Below are 19,131 nucleotides of genomic sequence, written 5' to 3' on the forward strand. Positions count from 1 at the left end.
AATTCTGAATTGTGCACACGCCCCGTAAAGTAACTTGTATAAATATTTGATATTTCACTCTCAGTTATGAATAAATTTGTCTTATGGAGATAAACTGACAAGCACACAAATTCAAATAATTCAAAATTTAACTTAAAGAAAATTGTAACGCAAATACATACATTGCACAAGAAAAATCTTTCTAGGAAGGACATTTGTTTTCCCTAGACGTGCAGAAGAAATCGGTTTCATTCCCTTTATTATACGTTTTTTAAGATGTTCTATAATCTATGAACAATTATTGACGATTTTTTTATAAAAGGATCGTCTTTCTTCTATTATATATGTATGTTACAACATCTATAAAAATTGTTCTTTTGATAGATAATTATAAAATTATTAAAAAAACAGCTTACTCCCTTTTTTTGTTAATTAAAAAGCTCATTCCCTGTAGCAGCAGAGAATGAGCTCAAATATATGAGGGAGGATTAACTAGCTTTTATTAACAACTGATAACGATATTGTGTAATTGCTTGCTGAACAAGTTCTATCTCATCTCGTGTAAAATTTGGTATAGCATACGTACGTTCAACTAGTTGAAATGTGCCATATTTTAAATAGAACTCTGTTGCAGGTAGAGGAATATGACTTGCTCCATATTTTTCATATGCCTCAAAAACTTCTTTTACTGTATAGCCTTCCTCTTTTGCATAAACGTTCTCCTCAAAAGCAGAATGTCCAAAAATTTGTTGCCATTTACGTTCAACTGATGCCAGTATGTTTTGAATGGACATGTTGTTCACAAACACATGACCTTCATTTAGTTCATAAATAAGATAAGATGCAATGTTTTGTGCACTATAAACATTTCCCATTTCAAACACTCCTTTAACATCAGTTTTTTAGTGAAAGTAGCTGCTGGCTTGGCAGCTACTCCTATATATTTCAAAAGTGGGGGAGCACTTATGAAAACGAATGGAATCAAAGTATCATTTGGAGCACCGAATCAGGCAAAAATCGGTGCCGAAAATTAGTTCTAGGTTGGTAGCCTTTCGAACGTTTAACTTATACCCTAGTATATAGCATGGTTTTATTTAAGTCAATAATACTTATAAAATTACTTGGTATTACTTATGAAAAATTTCTGATAACTTATCGAATGAGATAAGCGCTTGATGTAGCAAAGTTTTACGCATTACCAAATGAGGCTTATCGAATGAGAAAATACGTAAACGCCACAACATTAGCCTATGTTTTATGCTTCAACCTTTTGTTGTGAAGCTGTTACTTGCTCAATAGCTTGTTCTAAATCTGCAATAATATCCTCTACTGCCTCTAAACCGATTGATAAGCGAATGAGCGACTCGGTTACACCAGTTTGAATTAGCTCTTCAGCTGATAGTTGCTGATGTGTAGTAGAAGCTGGGTGAATTATTAATGATTTAGCATCCCCTACATTAGCTACATGGGAGAATAATTTCACACTATCTATTAATTTACGCCCTGCTTCACGTCCACCTTTAATGCCAAATGTAAGCACAGAACCGAAGCCATTTCTTAAATATTTTTTAGCCAAATCATGTGTAGGGAAATCTTCTAAGCCATTATAATTTACATATTCCACAGATGGGTGGTTTTGTAAATATTCGGCTACTGCTAAAGCATTTTCATTATGTTTAGGGATACGCAAATGAAGCGTTTCTAAACCTTGTAAAAAATTAAAGGCTGCATCAGCACTTAATGTTGGTCCAAAGTCACGTAGTAATTGCACACGCAGTTTTGTAGCAAATGCAGCCGCTGCTGTGTCAATGCCATATCGTAAACCGTGATAGGAAGCATCTGGCTCAGTAAATCCTGGGAAACGACCACGAGTCCAATCAAATTTCCCTGCATCAACTACAACGCCACCTAAAGTAGTTCCATGTCCACCAATCCATTTTGTTGCGGAGTGAACGACAATATCGGCACCGAAATCAATTGGTGTAGAGCCATAAGGTGAAGCAAAAGTGCTATCAATAATTAATGGTAAGCCGCTTTCATGTGCAATGTTAGCCACTGCTTCAATGTCTAGTACTTTTAAACTTGGGTTACCGTAAATTTCAGCGAATACCGCTTTTGTTTTATCAGTGATGGCTGCTTTGAAATTCTCAGGATTTGTTTCATCTACGAAAATCGTTTTAATACCATAGTTTGGTAGTGTATTGGCAAATAAGTTATAGGTACCACCATATAAAGAGCTAGCGGCAACAATTTCATCCCCTGCTCCTGCAAGATTTAAAATTGAAAATGCGATAGCTGCTGCACCAGATGAAAGTGCCACTGCTGCTGTACCGCCTTCTAATAAAGCGACGCGTTTTTCAAAAACATCTACAGTTGGGTTCGTAATACGTGTGTAAATATTGCCAGCTTCCTCTAGGGCAAAAAGACGTTGCGCATGAGCAGTGTCTTTAAAAACAAAAGCCGTTGAGCGATATACAGGTACGGTGCGAGATCCTGTTACTGGGTCTGGCTCTTGGCCACCATGTAACAGCAATGTTTCTGGTTTAAAATTTGTCATTTTGTACCTCCAAATGGTTATTTTTTTACGATGGTACCGGAGATGAGGAGGATTTTTTAGTAGAAAACAAAAACCCCCTTCAGCTAAGAAGAGGGTTGCAGTTGCAAGTTTTCCTCCCCTTATCTGCCAGATCCAAGTAAGAATCTGTAGGAATTAGCACCTTAGCAAGTTCGTCACTTACTGGTTGCCGGGCATCATAGGGCCTATCCCTCCGCCGCTCTTGATAAGAGTATTGAGATTCAATTTCCATCGTTGTTACACAGTATAAACATAGACATTTTTTCTGTCAACACTAAAATTTTATTTTTTCCGAAACTTCAGTCTGCTTCTTTACGTAATATGAACGCATACACTATTTTAATATTTATTTAGAAAGGAGGATTTTTGTGATTAAAACCATCATTTTATTTATTATTGTTGGTTATATTATTGGCTGTCTTCATGGCTCTAAAGTGGCACAGTTTTTATCTGGGGTAGATTTAAAAAAGACTGGCCATGGGAATGCAGGTGCATCCAATGCAACCCTTTCCCTTGGATGGAAATACGGAGTACTAGTAGCGCTTATTGATATTGGTAAAGGTGTATTAGCAATTATCGGTGCACATTTCTTTCTTGCAGATGCAGCACAATACACAGAGGTACAAGTTTGGCTCTTCACCTATCTCATAGCAGCTGGTGTCATTCTAGGTCATAATTTCCCATTCCATATGGGCTTTAACGGGGGTAAAGGTACAGCCTCCATCATAGGGATATTGCTTGCTGTTGATTGGAAAATTGGTTTATTTGCACTTATTTTATTTGTTATTTTATCTTTTGCAACGAACTATTTAATCGTTGGTGTTTTAGAGTTTTATCTTGTTTTTTGTACAGCAACTTTTTTATGGATTCCTGGGATGGGTCCAACGATCATTGCTTTGCTACTTTTTGGAATAGCTATCATTTTGCATATTGAAAATATTAAACGATTAGTCAAAGGAACAGAGCCTAAAGTAACTTCAGCTTTTAAGAAAAAGAAATAATATTTTTTTGGATGTTTTTGTCTTTTCTATGACCATATATTTTCTCTTTATTTACTATTAATGCTGTAAAAACAAAGTATTTTACATACTGATTTTTTCTCCAATAAATAGACAAATTATTTTCTTAATAAAACATTTTACTGACCGATGTTATAGACAATAATCGTCATATTTATCGTAGAAAGGATGAGAAAATATGTCTACACTTCAACAAGCAGGCGAAAAACGTAATTTAAAGCCACTTTGGATTGCTTTAGCCTTTGCTTCATTAATCATCATTATTTTTTTACCTAATAACGGCGATTTACCTGTTGCGGGTCAACGAGCCTTAGCGATCTTAGCTTTCGCAGTCATCCTTTGGGTAACAGAGGCAGTTTCATATCCCGTCAGCTCTGCCATGATTATTGCACTGGTAACCGTTTTACTAGGACTGGCTCCGTCAATAGACGATCCAACAGCAGAATTAGGAACAGCAGGTGCTCTAAAATTAGCATTAAGCGGGTTTAGTAATTCTGCAGTCGCCCTGGTAGCCGCAGCTCTATTTTTAGCAGCAGCAATGCAAATCACCAACTTACATAAACGACTCGCCCTATGGATACTTTCACTTGTAGGGACTAAAACAAAAGCAATTGTTTTTGGTGCCATTTTAGTATCTATAGCACTCGCATTTTTTGTTCCTTCTGCTACAGCACGTGCTGGCGCAGTAGTTCCAATACTACTTGGAATGGTTGCTGCATTTGGTTTGCCGCGTGATAGCCGACTTGCTGCGTTACTTGTCATTACCTCCGTACAGGCCGTCTCCATTTGGAATATTGGGATTAAGACAGCAGCTGCTCAAAATATGGTCGCTTTAAATTTTATTCAAGAACAATTTAATGTGGATATTTCATGGGGTGCCTGGTTACTCTACGCTGCCCCCTTTTCGATTATCATGTCTATAGCTTTATTTTTCATTATGATTTCTCTGATTAAGCCTGAGACTAGTAACATAGAAGGCGGTAAAGAGGTAATCAAAAAGCAGCTTGCAGAACTAGGCCCATTAAAAGCGCCTGAAATCCGTTTAATCATCACGTCAATGATTTTATTATTTTTCTGGGCAACTGAAGGCAAGCTACACCCATTCGACACAACAACAGTCACAATTATTGCTATCGCTATTCTATTAATGCCGAAAATCGGTGTTTATACATGGAAGGAAGTGGAGCCTCATATTCCTTGGGGAACCATTATCGTTTTTGCGGTAGGTATTATGCTAGGCACAGTATTATTGAATACGAAAGGTGCATCATGGTTATCTGACAAAGTGTTTGGTTCACTTGGTCTAGATACTATGCCGATTCTAGCAACAATTGCATTGGTTACACTATTTAATATTCTTATTCACTTAGGTTTTGCCAGTGCGACAAGCTTAGCATCAGCGCTTGTACCTGTGTTTATCGTTTTGGCCTCCACATTAACGGCTAACGTTGACCAAGTTGGTTTCGTTATCGTACAGCAATTTGTGATTAGCTTTGGCTTCCTTTTACCAATTAGCGCACCGCAAAATATGCTTGCTTATGGTACAGGAGCGTTTACAACAAAGGATTTCTTGAAATCTGGTATTCCATTAACCATTATTGGTTTCATCCTAGTACTTCTATTCTCTGCAACTTATTGGAAATGGATTGGATTATTGTAAATAGATAGGGCCCCCTAAGTATTTTAATAGGTATCTGGATAAGACAGGTGAGCGGTTCTTTGAGGGACCCGAGCTGTTCTTCGAGGGACCCGAGCTGTTCTTTGAGGGACCCGAGCTGTTCTTTGAGGGACCCGAGCAATTCTGGGGGGCGCCTGAGCAAGTTCTCTGGGGGACCCGAGCAATTCTGAAGGGCACCTGAGGAGTTCTCTGGGGGACCCGAGCAATTCTGGAGGGCACCCGAGCAGTTCTGGAGGGCACCCGAGCAGTTCTGGAGGGCAACCGAGCAGTTCTGGAGGGCAACCGAGCAGTTCTGGAGGGCAACCGAGCAGTTCTGGAGGGCAACCGAGCAGTTCTCTGGGGGACCCGAGCAATTCTGGAGGCACCTGAGCTGTTCTTCGAGGGACCCGAGAAATTTTTTGAGGTACCTGAGCCATTCTCTAAGCGACTTGATCAGTTCTCTGGGTCAACCCATACAGTTCTTTTGGGTACCATAATTAACACAAAAGCCTTGAAGGAATCATTAACTGTCCTACAAGGCTTTTATAAATCTATTCTATTATTTTGATAATGCTGCTTCCTTCATAGTACCACATTTTGCATAATTCACATGCCATGAAAGCGCTTTCTCTAGATCGTGGGGAGTATGGTGTCCACCTGTTGCTTCATTAGCATCATTAAAATACTTCCATAATTGATCACGGTATTCAGGATGTGCACAGTTATCAATAATTAGTGCGACCCGCTCTTTTGGTGCCAGTCCACGTAAATCAGCAACCCCCTGCTCTGTCACGATTACATCAACATCATGCTCTGTATGATCCACATGTGATACCATCGGAACGATACTTGAGATATTTCCACCTTTTGCATAAGATTTTGTAACAAAAATACCTAATCGTGCATTACGTGCAAAATCACCAGAACCCCCGATACCATTCATCATTTTTGTGCCTGAAACATGGGTTGAATTCACATTCCCGTAAATATCAACTTCCAGCGCTGTATTCACTGAAATTAGCCCGAGTCGGCGAATAATTTCTGGCTGATTGGAAATTTCCTGTGGGCGTAATACTAGTTTGTCAGCATATTTATCAAAATTACCGTAAACTCGGTTTCCAACTTCCTCTGACAGGGTAATAGAAGTAGCAGATGCAAAGCTTACTTTTCCGGCATCCATTAATTCGAATACAGCATCCTGTAGCACCTCCGAATAGACCTCTAAATTTTCAAACTCAGAGTCTTTGAAGCCCAATAATACAGCATTTGCCACGGAGCCTACTCCTGACTGGATTGGACGTAAACTCGTCGTTAAACGGCCTACTTTAATTTCATCACGAAGGAAGTTTAATAAATGCTTGGCCATAATATCTGTTTCTTCATCAGCTGGAACTATTGTTGATGGCGCATCTAAAATGTCTGAAACTACAATACCCTTTACCTTCTCTAAATCTAGTGGAATACCAATTGTGCCAAGTCTATCTGAAGCCTTTTGCAATAGAATTGGATCACGTTTTCCTTGTGGTCCTGGAACAAAAATATCATGTACTCCCTCTAATGCATCTAGCTGAGCCACATTCAACTCGATAATTACTTGATCGGCCTCTTGTACAAAAATCGGAGAATTACCAACTGAAGTTGTAGGAATTAGTAAGCCATCTTCTGTAATAGCAGCCGCTTCAATAATCGCAAAATCAATAGGACCTATAATGCCCTGACGTACCAATTCTGCATTATGTGAAAGATGCGCATCGACAAACATAATTTCACCGCTGTTGATTTTATTACGAATTCCCGCGTCCGCCTGAAAAGGGCCACGTTTACGAATAACGCCAGCTTCAGCTAAGTATTGGTCAACTTCTGGGCCTAATGATGCACCTGTATATACATCTACCTGAAAGCTCTCTTTTTTAGCTTTTTCAACAAGTGCAAGTGGCACAACTTTAACATCACCAGCACGTGTAAAACCACTCATCCCAAGTACCATACCATCCTTAATCCAAGATGCTGCTTCTTCTGCTGTGACAACCTTGCTTCGCAGCTGTTCATTACGAAGCTTTTTCGCTAACTTTTCTTCCATTGCTTATTCCTCCATCCCACTTTACTTTTGTTCAACTAGATTACTTGGTAGATATTCCGTTGCCATTTCTAAACATTAGAAGTTTAACCAAATAAACCGTCGCATAAATAATATTATACTATTTAGAATTTTTAATCTATACCAAAGAAAATATTTCATTTTTCGAGAAATTTTATGCATTTAAAAATTATCCAAAAATAATTTAAACGCCCAAGACATTCGATTTTGAAGAAAAAGCGTGATATGCTTTTCATATATATAAGGGGAAAAGGAGAATATTAAATGGTTAAAGATTTATTACGCAACCACTCTTCAGTTCGTATTTATGACGGTAATCCAATTTCGAAGGATATCATAGAGGAGTTAATTACTACTGCGCAAATGGCTGCTACATCTCATTTTGTACAAGCTTATAGCGTTATTTGGGTAACAGATGAGGAGAAAAAGGAACAGCTCGGCCTGCTCTCCGGTAACCCTCGTCAATATGAAACCTCTGGCGCTGCATTTGTCTTTTGTGTGGATTTTAAACGTCTACAAATGGCTGGTAAACTAGAGGGTGTGGAAATTGTAGCAGATACAGCCGAAAACGTGCTTGTTGGGGTTGCAGATGTATCATTATTTGCTCAAAATTTTGTCATTGCCGCAGAATCAATGGGATACGGTATTTGCTATATTGGTGGTGTTCGTAACAAACCAGCAGAAATAAGTGAGTTATTGAATTTACCTGATTATGTTTTCCCACTTTTCGGCTTAACAATTGGGGTTCCGGCTCGCCGTAATGAAGTAAAGCCTCGATTACCAGTCGCTGCTATCCTACATGAAAATGAATACAATGTACAACAATATGAGGAGCTTTTACCAATTTATAACGAAACACTAGAAGCTTATTATAATAGCCGTTCTTCCAATAGAAAAATTGACAACTGGACAAAGCAAATGGCTGATTTTTTAATTGAACAACGTCGTCCACATATTAATAAGTTCTTAGCTAAAAAAGGTTTTAATTGGAAATAGCATTTAATCTAGATTACATTGGTGGGGTTACTATCGTATGATATTAACTCCACTTTTTTAAATGTAAAATACCTCATCATGTTGCAATTAGTATTTTTGTCTCTCTTATTATGTTAAATTAAGGTACAAATTAAACGAAAAGACTCTTTCCTTTTCCAACATTTCCATTCATATTAATAGAGGATGACTTTACGTGGAAAGGAGCTTTTTTCTAATGTCCCATGTCAATAAACACCTTGCTCGTACCTTAGAACAACAGCATAAACGAAGTGTTAGAGGTTTATTTTTAAAAATTCAAGACTTAAACAATAAATGTACGTTATTAAGAAAGAGGCTCGAACCTCATATAGATATGGCTGTTCATCAGAATGCTATTGATTATGTTAATGAATTTATTTCCCATACCACTATTCTCAATTTAAAATTTATTACCAATACACAAAACTTAGAAGTATTAGTATTACATACACTTTTATTATCATATGTATTAGAAAATGAAAATCCGCGTTCTTTTGAATATGAACAAAAGCACCTTCATGAATATATTCAGGAAATTTTCGACTTAAATGAGCATGCAAAAACACTTTTTATGAATCATCAGGAAAAGATGCTTTACTATATTCAATCCCAACCAACATAAAAAAGACGATCTCGCAGTATATTTGCAACTAGATCGTCCTTTTTGAGTATATTTTTATTGTAGACCTTTAATAATAAGCGTTCGGACAGGTAGGAACTGCTCCCCTGTATCACCATAAGTAAGAATGACTTCATCACCTTCTTGTAAATAAATTGAAAGTGGTTCCGTCTCCGCACTCACTAAATAATTCTCCCCATTACTTAATAAAAACGAGACAATGGTAAAGTCACCTAAACGCTCTTTATATACACGTAATACTTTCCCACTAGCATTTTTTTCAGTTGCATTTGAACTGCCATCTACCGTATTTCCTCCACGGCTTAGTGCTGTTTTATATAGTTTTAGTGCCTCTTTTGGAGTTGTTGCATAAACTGAAATTTCAGGATTTGCTGCAGAGACAATGAAATAGTTTTGTAAAAAACCATTTGAATCAAGCACTGCAGTTAACCAGCTAGCTTCCCCGTAAAAGTTATATAATACAGGCATTTCACCAGACCATTTTTTCTCGATAAATTTTTTCTCGATAATTTGTAAATTCCCTTGTGAATCCATATAAGATGAATCTAAATTTCCAGTATAGTAAGTTGCTTGACCTGTTCTAGCATTTGTTAAAGAATAACCAAGCATTGAATCGACGCCCTCTTTAGGACTCGTAAAGTCTGTGAAATAATACATATCACCTTTTTCATCGAAAACCGGGCTAACATTTGATTCTGTTCCTTCATCTGAAGGAAGCTTTACATCCTTTTTACCAAACTTACTGTTCCAAAATCCATGAACATAATTTCCAAAGTAGCTGTTTTGTAAACTCACGGTCTCAGGTGAAACAGCCCCATCAATAAATTCTGGAACATCCTCTAACTTTACTACTTCGGATTTTCCTGTTAACGCATCCACCAATACAATCCCTTTTACATCAAAGCCATTACGTGCTGAAACAAATTCGCCATAGGAACGAATGTAATAAGGCTTACCATCATCATCTACTTCAAGTTGTACATCTCCATAGAAAATAAGGAGTGGATGCTGGAGACGAATATGACGCTCTAAATTTGAATTTAAGTAAGCTGAAGGCACATACTTCATTGCTTGCTCTACAAATTTTGGATTATCTGCTGAATCTGTGGCACTCATCATAAAATAACCTGGAGTAGAGCCACCATTCATCCATTTAAAAAAGCCAGAAAATTCAACTGGAGCAATATACACATACTCACCATTTACTTTTTGAATTTGTAAGCGCCCTAATTCATAATAGCTCGTATTCGGTACTTGACCAAATGCTTTCTTCATTTTATTACGTGCAAATTTTGGAGGTACACTAGCTGGTGTTTGTGTTTCATCAAACGGCTTTATCTCTACCTCTTCCTTCATTTCTGCTGATGTAAATTTGTCGTTAGCATTCCATAAAGGAGCTGATAATACATATATAGCGACCCCTAAACTAGCTAAAAATAATACACCTTTTATCTTTCTTTCAATACCACTTGCAAGGAATGCCCCACCTAATGTTAATAGAATAATAGCTGGCCAAAATGCAAGCCAGTTTACATCCAACTTTGTGACATATACTGTGATGCCAGTAGCTAGAAATCCTAGTACAAAGACACCTATAAAAAAGTAACCAATTACTTTTTTTGATTTTCCATCTTCTCGCTTCTTCGTAATAAGCGGTGTTAATAAAATACTCGCAATTAGTGCAATGACTGCTGAAGCTATTAATAGCTTGGTCATTTTATTCACCCTTTCTTAGCTAACTATCTACTTATTTACGGCTGCATTCGTAAAAAGTTTCATACATTGCCTGAGGAACGTGCCTTCTTAATTAATGATTTTTATTAAAAAAGAGGACTTTATAAAGGAAATTTTAACATAGATAAAGAATTTCAATGAAAAGGAGATGAAATAGTTGTTTAAAAAATTTTTAATTCCTGTCATCGCTGTGATTGGTTTTTATTATATTTTTTTCTACTCCCATATAGAAGATAATCTAAAGCTAATCTTTAAAGTTATCCCTATGCTATTAATTATTATTTTAGCTGCTTCTCAAAAAGGCTCTAAAAAGTACCAGCTACTAATTGTTGTTGGTCTTGCTTTTTGTATGGTGGGTGATTACACATTACAGTGGTTTCTCATTGGACTAACAAGTTTCTTAGTCGGTCATATTTTTTATATCTTTGCCTTTTCGTCTACTAATGAACGCCAAGTACCAGCATGGGCAAAAGTAATTTTACTTGTTTATGGGGCAAGTATGGCTGTGTGGATTGCTGGAACGGTGCTTTCCTCCGGGGATATTGTCCTAGGTATTGCAGTAATCGCATATATATCCATAATCTTATTGATGGGTTGGACTGCCATTCGCACAGGTTCCACTTTTGCGATAATCGGGGCGCTGTTATTTATCGCATCGGATTCCTATTTAGCTATTAATAAATTTGTAATGCCCCTATCCTTTTCACATGAGATAATTATGCTGACCTATTACAGTGCTCAATTACTTATAGCTTTAAGCATCCTTCAATATTCCGAAATCCGAAGTAAAGTGTTACAATAAAATCAATTATGCCTCGGCATAATTGCGTCCTGAATCGCTTTGTGCTTAGGCCCGCAGATGTTTTTTGTGCGAAAGCGCAGTGCTAACGAAGCGTCCGATCCCGTGAAATCTGCTGGGGGCTTTGGGCTAACTTGATGTTGGTCTCTCAGTCGAGTGTTGTTGTTGTTGTTGCTGTCGCTTCGCTTTCGCACAGATAAAACCATGTTGCTGTCGCTTCGCTTTCGCACAGATAAAACCATGTTGCTGTCGCTTCGCTTTCGCACAGAGAAAACCGTGTTGCTGTCGCTTCGCTTTCGCACAGATAAAACCGTGTTGCTGTCGCTTCGCTTTCGCACAGGTAAAACCATGTTGCTGTCGCTTCGCTTTCGCACAGGTAAAACCGTGTTGCTGTCGCTTCGCTTTCGCACAGATAAATTGCCACAAGGCGTGACGTTCTTAGACTTTGGACACCCGCTTATAGAAATTAAACATACACATTAGGAGGCCATACTTTATGAAAGAACAAGTAATCGAGCGATTAATTCGTTATGCAAAAATTGATACACAATCCGACTTTACAAGCGAAACAACTCCTTCTACACAAAAGCAATATGATTTATTGCACGTTCTTAAAGACGAACTAGCTACAATAGGCTTAACGGATATTACATTAGATGAAAATGGTTATTTATTTGCTACTTTAGAGGCAAATACAGATAAAGAAGTACCGACTATCGGCTTCTTAGCACATGTCGATACAGCTACTGATTATACGGGTACAAATGTCAATCCACAGCGTATTGATAATTATGACGGCGGAAATATTCAGTTAAATGAAAATTTAGTAATGTCTCCAACAGATTTTCCAGAGCTTAAAAATTATGTAGGGCAGACATTAATCACAACAGATGGTACTACATTATTAGGCGCAGATGATAAAGCTGGTATTGCAGAAATTATGACGGCAATGGAATACCTTAAAAACAACCCTTCTATTAAGCATGGTAAATTACGTGTAGCCTTTACGCCCGATGAAGAAATTGGCCGTGGTCCACATAAATTTGATGTAGCTGCTTTTGGAGCCGATTATGCTTATACGATGGATGGCGGACCACTTGGCGAGTTACAATATGAGAGCTTTAATGCTGCAGGTGTAAAGATTGTGACAAAAGGTACTAGTGTACACCCTGGTTCTGCAAAAAACAAAATGGTCAATGCTATCACAATGGCTATCGCCTTCCAAAATGAAATGCCTGCTGATGCAGTACCAGAAAAAACAGATGGCTATGAGGGCTTTATTCACTTAATGGGCTTTAAAGGAGCTATCGAGCATACAGAGCTTTCCTATATTGTACGTGACCACGATCGTCAAAAGTTTGAGGACAAGAAGCAGCTTATGCTTGACGCAGCAGCCAAAATTAAAGCTCAATTTGGCGAGGATGCATTAAACATTACTATTGAAGATCAATACTATAATATGGGTGAAAAAATTGAACCTGTAAAAGAAATTGTTGACATAGCACGTACAGCAATGGAAGAATTAGATATTACACCGATTACTTTACCGATCCGTGGTGGTACTGATGGCTCACAGCTATCTTATATGGGCTTACCAACACCAAATATTTTTGCTGGTGGCGAAAATATGCACGGTAAATATGAATATGTATCTGCTGAAACAATGGAAAAGGCGACACAGGTTATTATTGAAATTGTTCAGCTATTTGAACAGCAAGGAAAATAATATATAATTTTAATTACGAAGAGGGGCTTGGTCCTTTCTTCGTAATTTTTTCAGCAGCACCGAGGCAGGTCAGTTAGCCATTTTCGCAGGATGCGAAGGTTTTAGGCAAACATCCTTTTATTCATTCCTTTGGAAATCCGTGACATCCGCCGGAGGCTTTATCTTCGACATCCACTGACAAGGAACCAAAACCTTATTCATCTCACCACCCGGAGAGATGGGAGTCTGCTGCTGTGCGAAGATAAATAACTGAATTTTCGAATTACATATTAACATTTCACTTACGAATTATTAACTCAAATTGAGGTGACTTCTTTGAAAGAAATTGCATTAGGTATTTTGGCTTCCCTATTTTTTGCTGTTACATTTATCTTAAATCATGCAATGGAGATGCAGGGTGGTAGCTGGTTATGGAGCGCATCTCTTCGTTATTTCTTTATGCTTCCGTTTTTACTCGTAATTGTCTTCTACAGAAGGGGCTTTCCCCAATTATCTGGCGAAATGAAAGCACAGCCTATCGCATGGCTACTATGGAGCTTTGTTGGTTTCGTATTATTTTATGCACCTCTTACATTCGCAGCAGCCTTTGGTCCAGGATGGCTGGTTTCTGGAACATGGCAGTTTACAATCGTTGCTGGTGTATTACTTGCTCCCCTCTTTGTTTCGATCGTAGCGGGAAAAACAGTGCGTCAAAAAATACCACTTATCTCATTACTGATTTCATGTGTTATTTTAGCTGGCATTTTGCTTATTCAAATACCGCAGGCACAATCTGTTCCAATGAAAAGCCTAATGCTTGGCATCCTGCCTGTTGTAGTCGCATCGTTTGCTTACCCTCTTGGCAATCGCAAAATGATGGAAATATGTGGAGGTCGTATTGATACATTTCAGCGAGTTCTCGGTATGACAATAGCTTCTATGCCAGCATGGATTATTATGGCTATCTATGCCCTGGCAACAGTTGGGCTACCTTCAATAAATCAAATGCTGCAATCTTTGCTTGTCGGTATCAGCTCAGGCGTTATTGCCACAATCTTATTCTTCATTGCGACCGACCGAGTACGAGACCATCAAGGTAAACTTGCAGCAGTTGAAGCAACACAATCGACTGAAATTCTTTTCGTTATTATTGGTGAAGTATTATTACTCGGCATTACCTTCCCGGACCCAATTGCTTTAGCAGGTCTAGGTGTCATTATTGTGGGTATGCTTTTACACAGCTACTATACAATGGTGCTAGGGAAAAAAGGTGCTAATCAACAATCTACCTCTCATAACAGCTCTACTCTGTGATGTACATTCATACTGTTGAAAAATTTCAATCCCTATAGCCATGTATTTTATCTTTTGTTGAAGGCAATAAAAGCCCTAAAATTAAACAGGTGAGGAAAAACAATTCTTTTTCCTCACCTGTTTTTCCTTTCACTCTTCAAGCAAAGTAAAGGAATTGTTATTCATAGGACCTTAGTTCGCTGCTATATCCCTTAATATAACCATAGCCTGGTGCAAAAAATTCACCATAGGACGTTTCCACCACATTGTTAAATGTTCCTGATGATTCTGTGAATGTGTAATGAATGGCACGAACAAACCCTTCATTTTTCATTCCGTTCTCTATTCTAGTCACTTTTGAGCCTTCTGTAACTGGCTTATCAAAAATATATTTGATACCATCCTTTTCATAACTAAAGGTTTGTTCTGTTTCAAGATAGTCAATGAACTGATTGTTGCTCTGCGCTTCAAAACGATTATTAGCCGTTTTCTTGTATACACCATTCGTATACACTAGTTGTTGAAGCGTATCATTTGGTAAGAAAGATGTTGTAATAACCGGTGATTCGTTCGGTTTTATGGTAGCTAGGACTTTTTTTGGTACATAATATGTTTCCCCATCTATCTCAATCCAAGCTGTCATATTTTTTTCAGTCAATAACATTACTTCATCAAAACGCTTTAGCTCTTTTGACTTTTTACCTTTACCAACTACACCATATCGAATATAGCGTTTCTCTTGAGCTTGCACAGGTTGGAGTAATGTTACAGGAATATATGTAAAAATAAAATCTTCTCCCCATGTCCCTAGCTCTTGCATTCTAATATATCCATTTATTTCAATTCCTAACGATTGAAAAACAGTTCCTTTTGAATATTTTCCTCCCGCATTTCTTCCAGCCATTGGACCTCTTAAGTGCCGTGTATCAGCTGTTAGCTTATAGAGGCCTTCATCTCTTTTTATTGTTTCGGCAATGCGAATATCTGTGGCATCAATATAGCCCCCTCTAATATTTCCCTCAGATGGGTACGTATAATCGTAATATAGATTTTCACCAATAACAATATCATAGCTAGGGGACCCATATTCAAATCCTTTTAAATAATGTGTTCCATAGTTTAAGTTTGAGGCTTGACCATTGATGTTGATATAACCGGGATTATCATAAAGCGAAGCGCGTACGTTCAGAGGTACTTTCTTAAAAACAACTAAATCCGTCGCTTGGACACGGTAACCCGAACTCATCCAATAAAATGTTTTGTTGTCATACTTTTCGATATCATACACTCGGAAATAGTTATTGCGCTTGACTGTCATTGAGCTATATGTTCCATTTGCATTCTTCTTATATACTTTCACATCTTTTGTAAAGGTCATTTTTCCTGTTTGCCCCTTTACAACTTGTGCCCCATCCCACTGTGCTTCCGCTGCTTTAGATGATGATGGGTTTGTAACAAAGGCTAACACGATGAGCAAAGTAATCATATATTTCTTCATTCATTTCCCTCCATTATTTCTAATTAAGTTCCCATTTTTATCATACCATATCCATTCTGTTACTTATTTCCCCTATTTAAAGACAATCGAAAAAAAGAGCAACTTATCCATAAAGGCATAAGTTGCTCTGAGATTTTACGTTCCCAAAAAATGAGGGGGGTTTTAGGAGCGTTATTATGAACTAGCAAACTTCTGGAGAAAAGTAGCTAAAGTTCATCCTCTCTACACTGTATTGTAGAGGAGGAATAATCTTTATACGATAATGATAATCATTATCAATTAAAATGTCAACAGTAATCCGAAAATTATTTATTAATTTTTTTATAATGCCTTCTTCAACGAACGATAATGCAAAAAGCCTCCTACACAAAAGCTGATTATGCTGTTGAAGAAGCAATGCCTACCATACCTGTAGCTGCGACACCGAAAACCTACCTTTCGGATATGTTTAATGTATTTTACTATATTGCTTTCCATTTGTGAAGCAAAATTGAATAATTTATAATTGAAATAGCAGACGATTGAAAGAATAGGTGATAACAATGCCAGCATTAACGATGGATCAAGTTCGACAATTAAATTCCTACAGCATTTATACGACAGAGCCGAAACGAACATTATTTACATTAGCCGATATACATAAGGACTTTTACCATCCTGATTTTTTAAATCTGATGATGGGTATTACGGACGCAGCCACAGAAGCGGCAGCTATCTCCCATTTTGGACGCCGCTATGGAATGTTTTTCGCAATGCAGTTTTACATGCTAGCTGCCTATGACGAGGTGTGGGATGGAAAGCCAATTGAGCTTCGCTTTGATGCAGCAAAGGAATTTAACAGCTATACAGTCGCAATGTTTGTCAACCCAAATGATTGGCGTTACGTGGATGAAGATGAACGTCAGTCAGTTATCGAGAAGATCTTATATGATGGGCATGTTATTGTGCAACAGCTTCGTAAAGTGACATCTGTTTCGCCCTTGACAATTTGGGAAAATTTCTTTGGTTATCTACTGTGGCATTATCATATGTTGTTATCGAATCCTTGCTTAGCAGACCAAGCGATGGATGATATTGAAATATTAGAGGATCCTAAAACTTGGGCACGTTTCTCAAACAAGTCATGGTGGGCACAATATACAGGCGGTCAAAGCCCATCAAATTTAGTAAATGTCCCTGTCCGAAAATCGTGTTGTTTTTCCAAAGACATACCTGGTTTAATGGCTTGTGGCTTTTGCCCAATAAAAAAATAACAAACCTTTGCAAAAAGGCCCTGCTCTTCGCAAACTGTGAAGAACAGGGCTTATATTTTATTTACTTTTCATAAACAACGAGCCAATCATTTTGGTCTTCATACATGGAAGTACCAGTATAACCCTGTTTTAAAAGCTGCTGCTGACCTACCGTATCATCCATCGATATTGTTTTCATTTCTTTAAAAATTGGTAGCTCCTGTCGTAAATCTTTAAAGAATATATAGCGTAATTTATCAACGTACTTAATCTTTAACCCTTTCACCACTAAACCTTGCGCGAATTTATCCTTTAAGCTAGGAATATTATAGGGCTTAACAGTAGAGCAAATGTAATCATATTTCGCTAAATCAATCTGACTCATAATAATATTAGCTAATATTTTTTGTAAGCCAAAGCCGCGGTATTTAGGAGAAACATTCGAAATTTCTTGATATAAAACACGATTGAATGCATCCTCCGTAATCCCACAATCATAGCCAAGATGCTCATTATCTACAGGAGGATTTAAGAGTGCACGGAAGGCTATTAGCTCCTGCCCAACATAAGCACCTATCATCATGCCATTGCCTTTTAAAATATATTCAAATTCTTCAGAAGTAAGTGGCTGTAAAATACTTTGGTCCACTAACGATTCATAAACCTCAACTTGTAAATTCTCAATTTCTTGTAAATGCTGAAGATCTAGAGTTGTTACATAAAACGGTGTTTCTCCAAGCATTCCTTCATAGATTTTTTCCATAATGTATCTCCTTAGACCGTTACAACCGTTGAAAATTTACATAATTCTTTAAGAATCTCTTCATCTACATCTATACCTAAACCAGATTTCTCATTTAAACAGATGAACGGAACATCATAATGTAGGTTTCCAACATCCTTAGAGAACTTTAATGGACCTGTTAATTCTACACTTGTCATTATTTTTTTAGAGAATGCCACATGGAAGCCTGCTGCTGAGCCAACAGATGATTCTACCATTGAACCAACCTGACACTCAATGCCTGCCATTTCAGCCATCACAGCTAGCTTCATAGCAGGATAAATGCCACCACATTTCATTAGTTTTATATTTACCTTGTCTGCTGCTCGCTTAGCAATAATTTCACGCATCTCACGTACGCCACGAAGTCCTTCATCAATCATTAGTGTAACATCGGATTTTGACTTAATCTCAACCATTCCGTCAATATCCTCACTATCTACTGGCTGCTCTAACCAATCTATATTTAAGTCCTTCATTGCACGTAAACCTTGTAATGTAGTGGACGCATTCCCCCATCCTTGATTAACATCTACTCGAATGGCAATGTCATCTCCTACCCGTTCACGCACCGCTTTAATACGGGCAACATCACGTACAACTTCTGTTCCTACCTTCATTTTAAATGAGCGATAGCCCATTTCTACTCGATCTGCTGCCTCATCTGCCATTGCTTCTGGCGTTCCAATGCTCAACACATGTGTGATTGGGAATTTCTCATGATAACGTCCCCCTAACAGCTGATACACTGGAACCTGCAGTGCTTTCCCAGCAATATCAAAACAAGCTATATCAATGGCTGCTTTTGCGGCAGGTACATCCTTGACAATTTTATTCATTTTATCGTGGATTTTTTCAAATTCAAGTGGATTCGCTCCAATAATCGCAGGAACTAGCTGATTTTTTAAAACAGCATATGTGCTTTCCCATGTTTCCCCTGTTACATGCTCATCTGGCACAGCTTCGCCAAAGCCTATAATACCGGTATCTGTCGTAACCTTTAAAATAATAGAAGGCATTGAGTCATATGTAGCATAGCTAATTACGAATGGTTCAATTAATGGTAAATGAATTGCAAAAATTTCTACTTGTTGGATTTTCATT

At 37.8% G+C, this 19,131-nt stretch carries 16 protein-coding genes and 1 riboswitch; of the genes, 8 read left to right on the forward strand and 8 right to left on the reverse strand.

The genetic code is table 11. From position 1 onward, the window contains the following. Positions 1-467 precede the first annotated feature (467 nt). Together AC2CGN_RS12330 and AC2CGN_RS12335 are read right to left on the reverse strand one after the other, a co-directional pair. Positions 468-854: a hypothetical protein gene (locus AC2CGN_RS12330; protein WP_429986632.1), complete on the reverse strand. Its 387-nt coding sequence runs from the start codon at positions 852-854 to the stop codon at positions 468-470. 380 nt (positions 855-1,234) lie between these two features. Further along, positions 1,235-2,536, reverse strand: a complete 1,302-nt coding sequence (locus AC2CGN_RS12335; protein ID WP_429986631.1) for an O-acetylhomoserine aminocarboxypropyltransferase/cysteine synthase family protein — start codon at positions 2,534-2,536, stop codon at positions 1,235-1,237. Positions 2,537-2,652: 116 nt separating this feature from the next. After that, a riboswitch (SAM riboswitch) is annotated at positions 2,653-2,766 on the reverse strand. A gap of 156 nt (positions 2,767-2,922) precedes the next feature. Here AC2CGN_RS12335 and AC2CGN_RS12340 point away from each other — a divergent pair. Continuing rightward, positions 2,923-3,555, forward strand: a complete 633-nt coding sequence (locus AC2CGN_RS12340) for a glycerol-3-phosphate acyltransferase (protein ID WP_429986630.1) — start codon at positions 2,923-2,925, stop codon at positions 3,553-3,555. 196 nt (positions 3,556-3,751) lie between these two features. Beyond that, complete coding sequence (locus AC2CGN_RS12345; RefSeq protein WP_283870580.1) at positions 3,752-5,233, forward strand: DASS family sodium-coupled anion symporter; 1,482 nt, start codon at positions 3,752-3,754, stop codon at positions 5,231-5,233. Positions 5,234-5,789: 556 nt separating this feature from the next. Here the strand turns inward: AC2CGN_RS12345 and scpC are convergent. Next, complete coding sequence (gene scpC, locus AC2CGN_RS12350) at positions 5,790-7,310, reverse strand: succinyl-CoA:acetate CoA-transferase ScpC (protein ID WP_484514089.1); 1,521 nt, start codon at positions 7,308-7,310, stop codon at positions 5,790-5,792. 282 nt (positions 7,311-7,592) lie between these two features. Between scpC and chrR the strand changes: the two genes are divergently transcribed. Both chrR and AC2CGN_RS12360 read left to right on the forward strand, forming a co-directional pair. Further along, positions 7,593-8,324, forward strand: coding sequence for a class II chromate reductase ChrR (gene chrR, locus AC2CGN_RS12355; protein ID WP_484514091.1), 732 nt, complete (start codon positions 7,593-7,595; stop codon positions 8,322-8,324). A 214-nt stretch (positions 8,325-8,538) separates the two neighbouring features. After that, positions 8,539-8,964, forward strand: a complete 426-nt coding sequence (locus AC2CGN_RS12360) for a hypothetical protein (RefSeq protein WP_484514093.1) — start codon at positions 8,539-8,541, stop codon at positions 8,962-8,964. Positions 8,965-9,018: 54 nt separating this feature from the next. On the opposite strand, the gene AC2CGN_RS12365 is transcribed toward AC2CGN_RS12360, so the two are convergent. Further along, positions 9,019-10,698: a hypothetical protein gene (locus AC2CGN_RS12365; protein ID WP_484514095.1), complete on the reverse strand. Its 1,680-nt coding sequence runs from the start codon at positions 10,696-10,698 to the stop codon at positions 9,019-9,021. A 175-nt stretch (positions 10,699-10,873) separates the two neighbouring features. Between AC2CGN_RS12365 and AC2CGN_RS12370 the strand changes: the two genes are divergently transcribed. Next, positions 10,874-11,518: a lysoplasmalogenase gene (locus tag AC2CGN_RS12370; protein ID WP_484514096.1), complete on the forward strand. Its 645-nt coding sequence runs from the start codon at positions 10,874-10,876 to the stop codon at positions 11,516-11,518. A gap of 126 nt (positions 11,519-11,644) precedes the next feature. Here AC2CGN_RS12370 and AC2CGN_RS12375 read toward each other — a convergent pair whose 3' ends face one another. Continuing rightward, on the reverse strand, positions 11,645-11,941 hold the full coding sequence (locus AC2CGN_RS12375; RefSeq protein WP_484514098.1) for a hypothetical protein: 297 nt from the start codon (positions 11,939-11,941) through the stop codon (positions 11,645-11,647). 70 nt (positions 11,942-12,011) lie between these two features. Here AC2CGN_RS12375 and pepT point away from each other — a divergent pair, with 70 nt between their 5' ends. Both pepT and AC2CGN_RS12385 read left to right on the forward strand, forming a co-directional pair. Then, on the forward strand, positions 12,012-13,241 hold the full coding sequence (pepT, locus tag AC2CGN_RS12380; protein WP_429986624.1) for a peptidase T: 1,230 nt from the start codon (positions 12,012-12,014) through the stop codon (positions 13,239-13,241). A 315-nt stretch (positions 13,242-13,556) separates the two neighbouring features. After that, positions 13,557-14,534: a DMT family transporter gene (locus tag AC2CGN_RS12385; protein ID WP_286926552.1), complete on the forward strand. Its 978-nt coding sequence runs from the start codon at positions 13,557-13,559 to the stop codon at positions 14,532-14,534. A 157-nt stretch (positions 14,535-14,691) separates the two neighbouring features. Here the strand turns inward: AC2CGN_RS12385 and AC2CGN_RS12390 are convergent, their stop codons facing one another. Further along, the gene (locus AC2CGN_RS12390) at positions 14,692-16,011 is read right to left on the reverse strand and encodes a hypothetical protein (protein ID WP_429986623.1); all 1,320 of its coding nucleotides are present in this window, start codon (positions 16,009-16,011) and stop codon (positions 14,692-14,694) included. A gap of 542 nt (positions 16,012-16,553) precedes the next feature. On the opposite strand from AC2CGN_RS12390, the gene AC2CGN_RS12395 reads away from it, so the two are divergent. After that, entirely contained in the window at positions 16,554-17,264 is a 711-nt protein-coding gene (locus tag AC2CGN_RS12395) for a Fe-S oxidoreductase (protein WP_484514101.1), read from the forward strand. A gap of 61 nt (positions 17,265-17,325) precedes the next feature. Here AC2CGN_RS12395 and AC2CGN_RS12400 read toward each other — a convergent pair whose 3' ends face one another. Continuing rightward, positions 17,326-18,006 carry a GNAT family N-acetyltransferase gene (locus AC2CGN_RS12400; RefSeq protein ID WP_484514103.1) on the reverse strand — a complete coding sequence of 227 codons (681 nt, stop codon included), beginning with the start codon at positions 18,004-18,006 and terminating at the stop codon, positions 17,326-17,328. Positions 18,007-18,017: 11 nt separating this feature from the next. After that, positions 18,018-19,130, reverse strand: a complete 1,113-nt coding sequence (locus AC2CGN_RS12405) for a mandelate racemase/muconate lactonizing enzyme family protein (protein ID WP_429980113.1) — start codon at positions 19,128-19,130, stop codon at positions 18,018-18,020. Between the last annotated feature and the right edge of the window lies 1 nt (position 19,131).

The organism is Lysinibacillus sp. DFXJR4, from assembly GCF_057196045.1.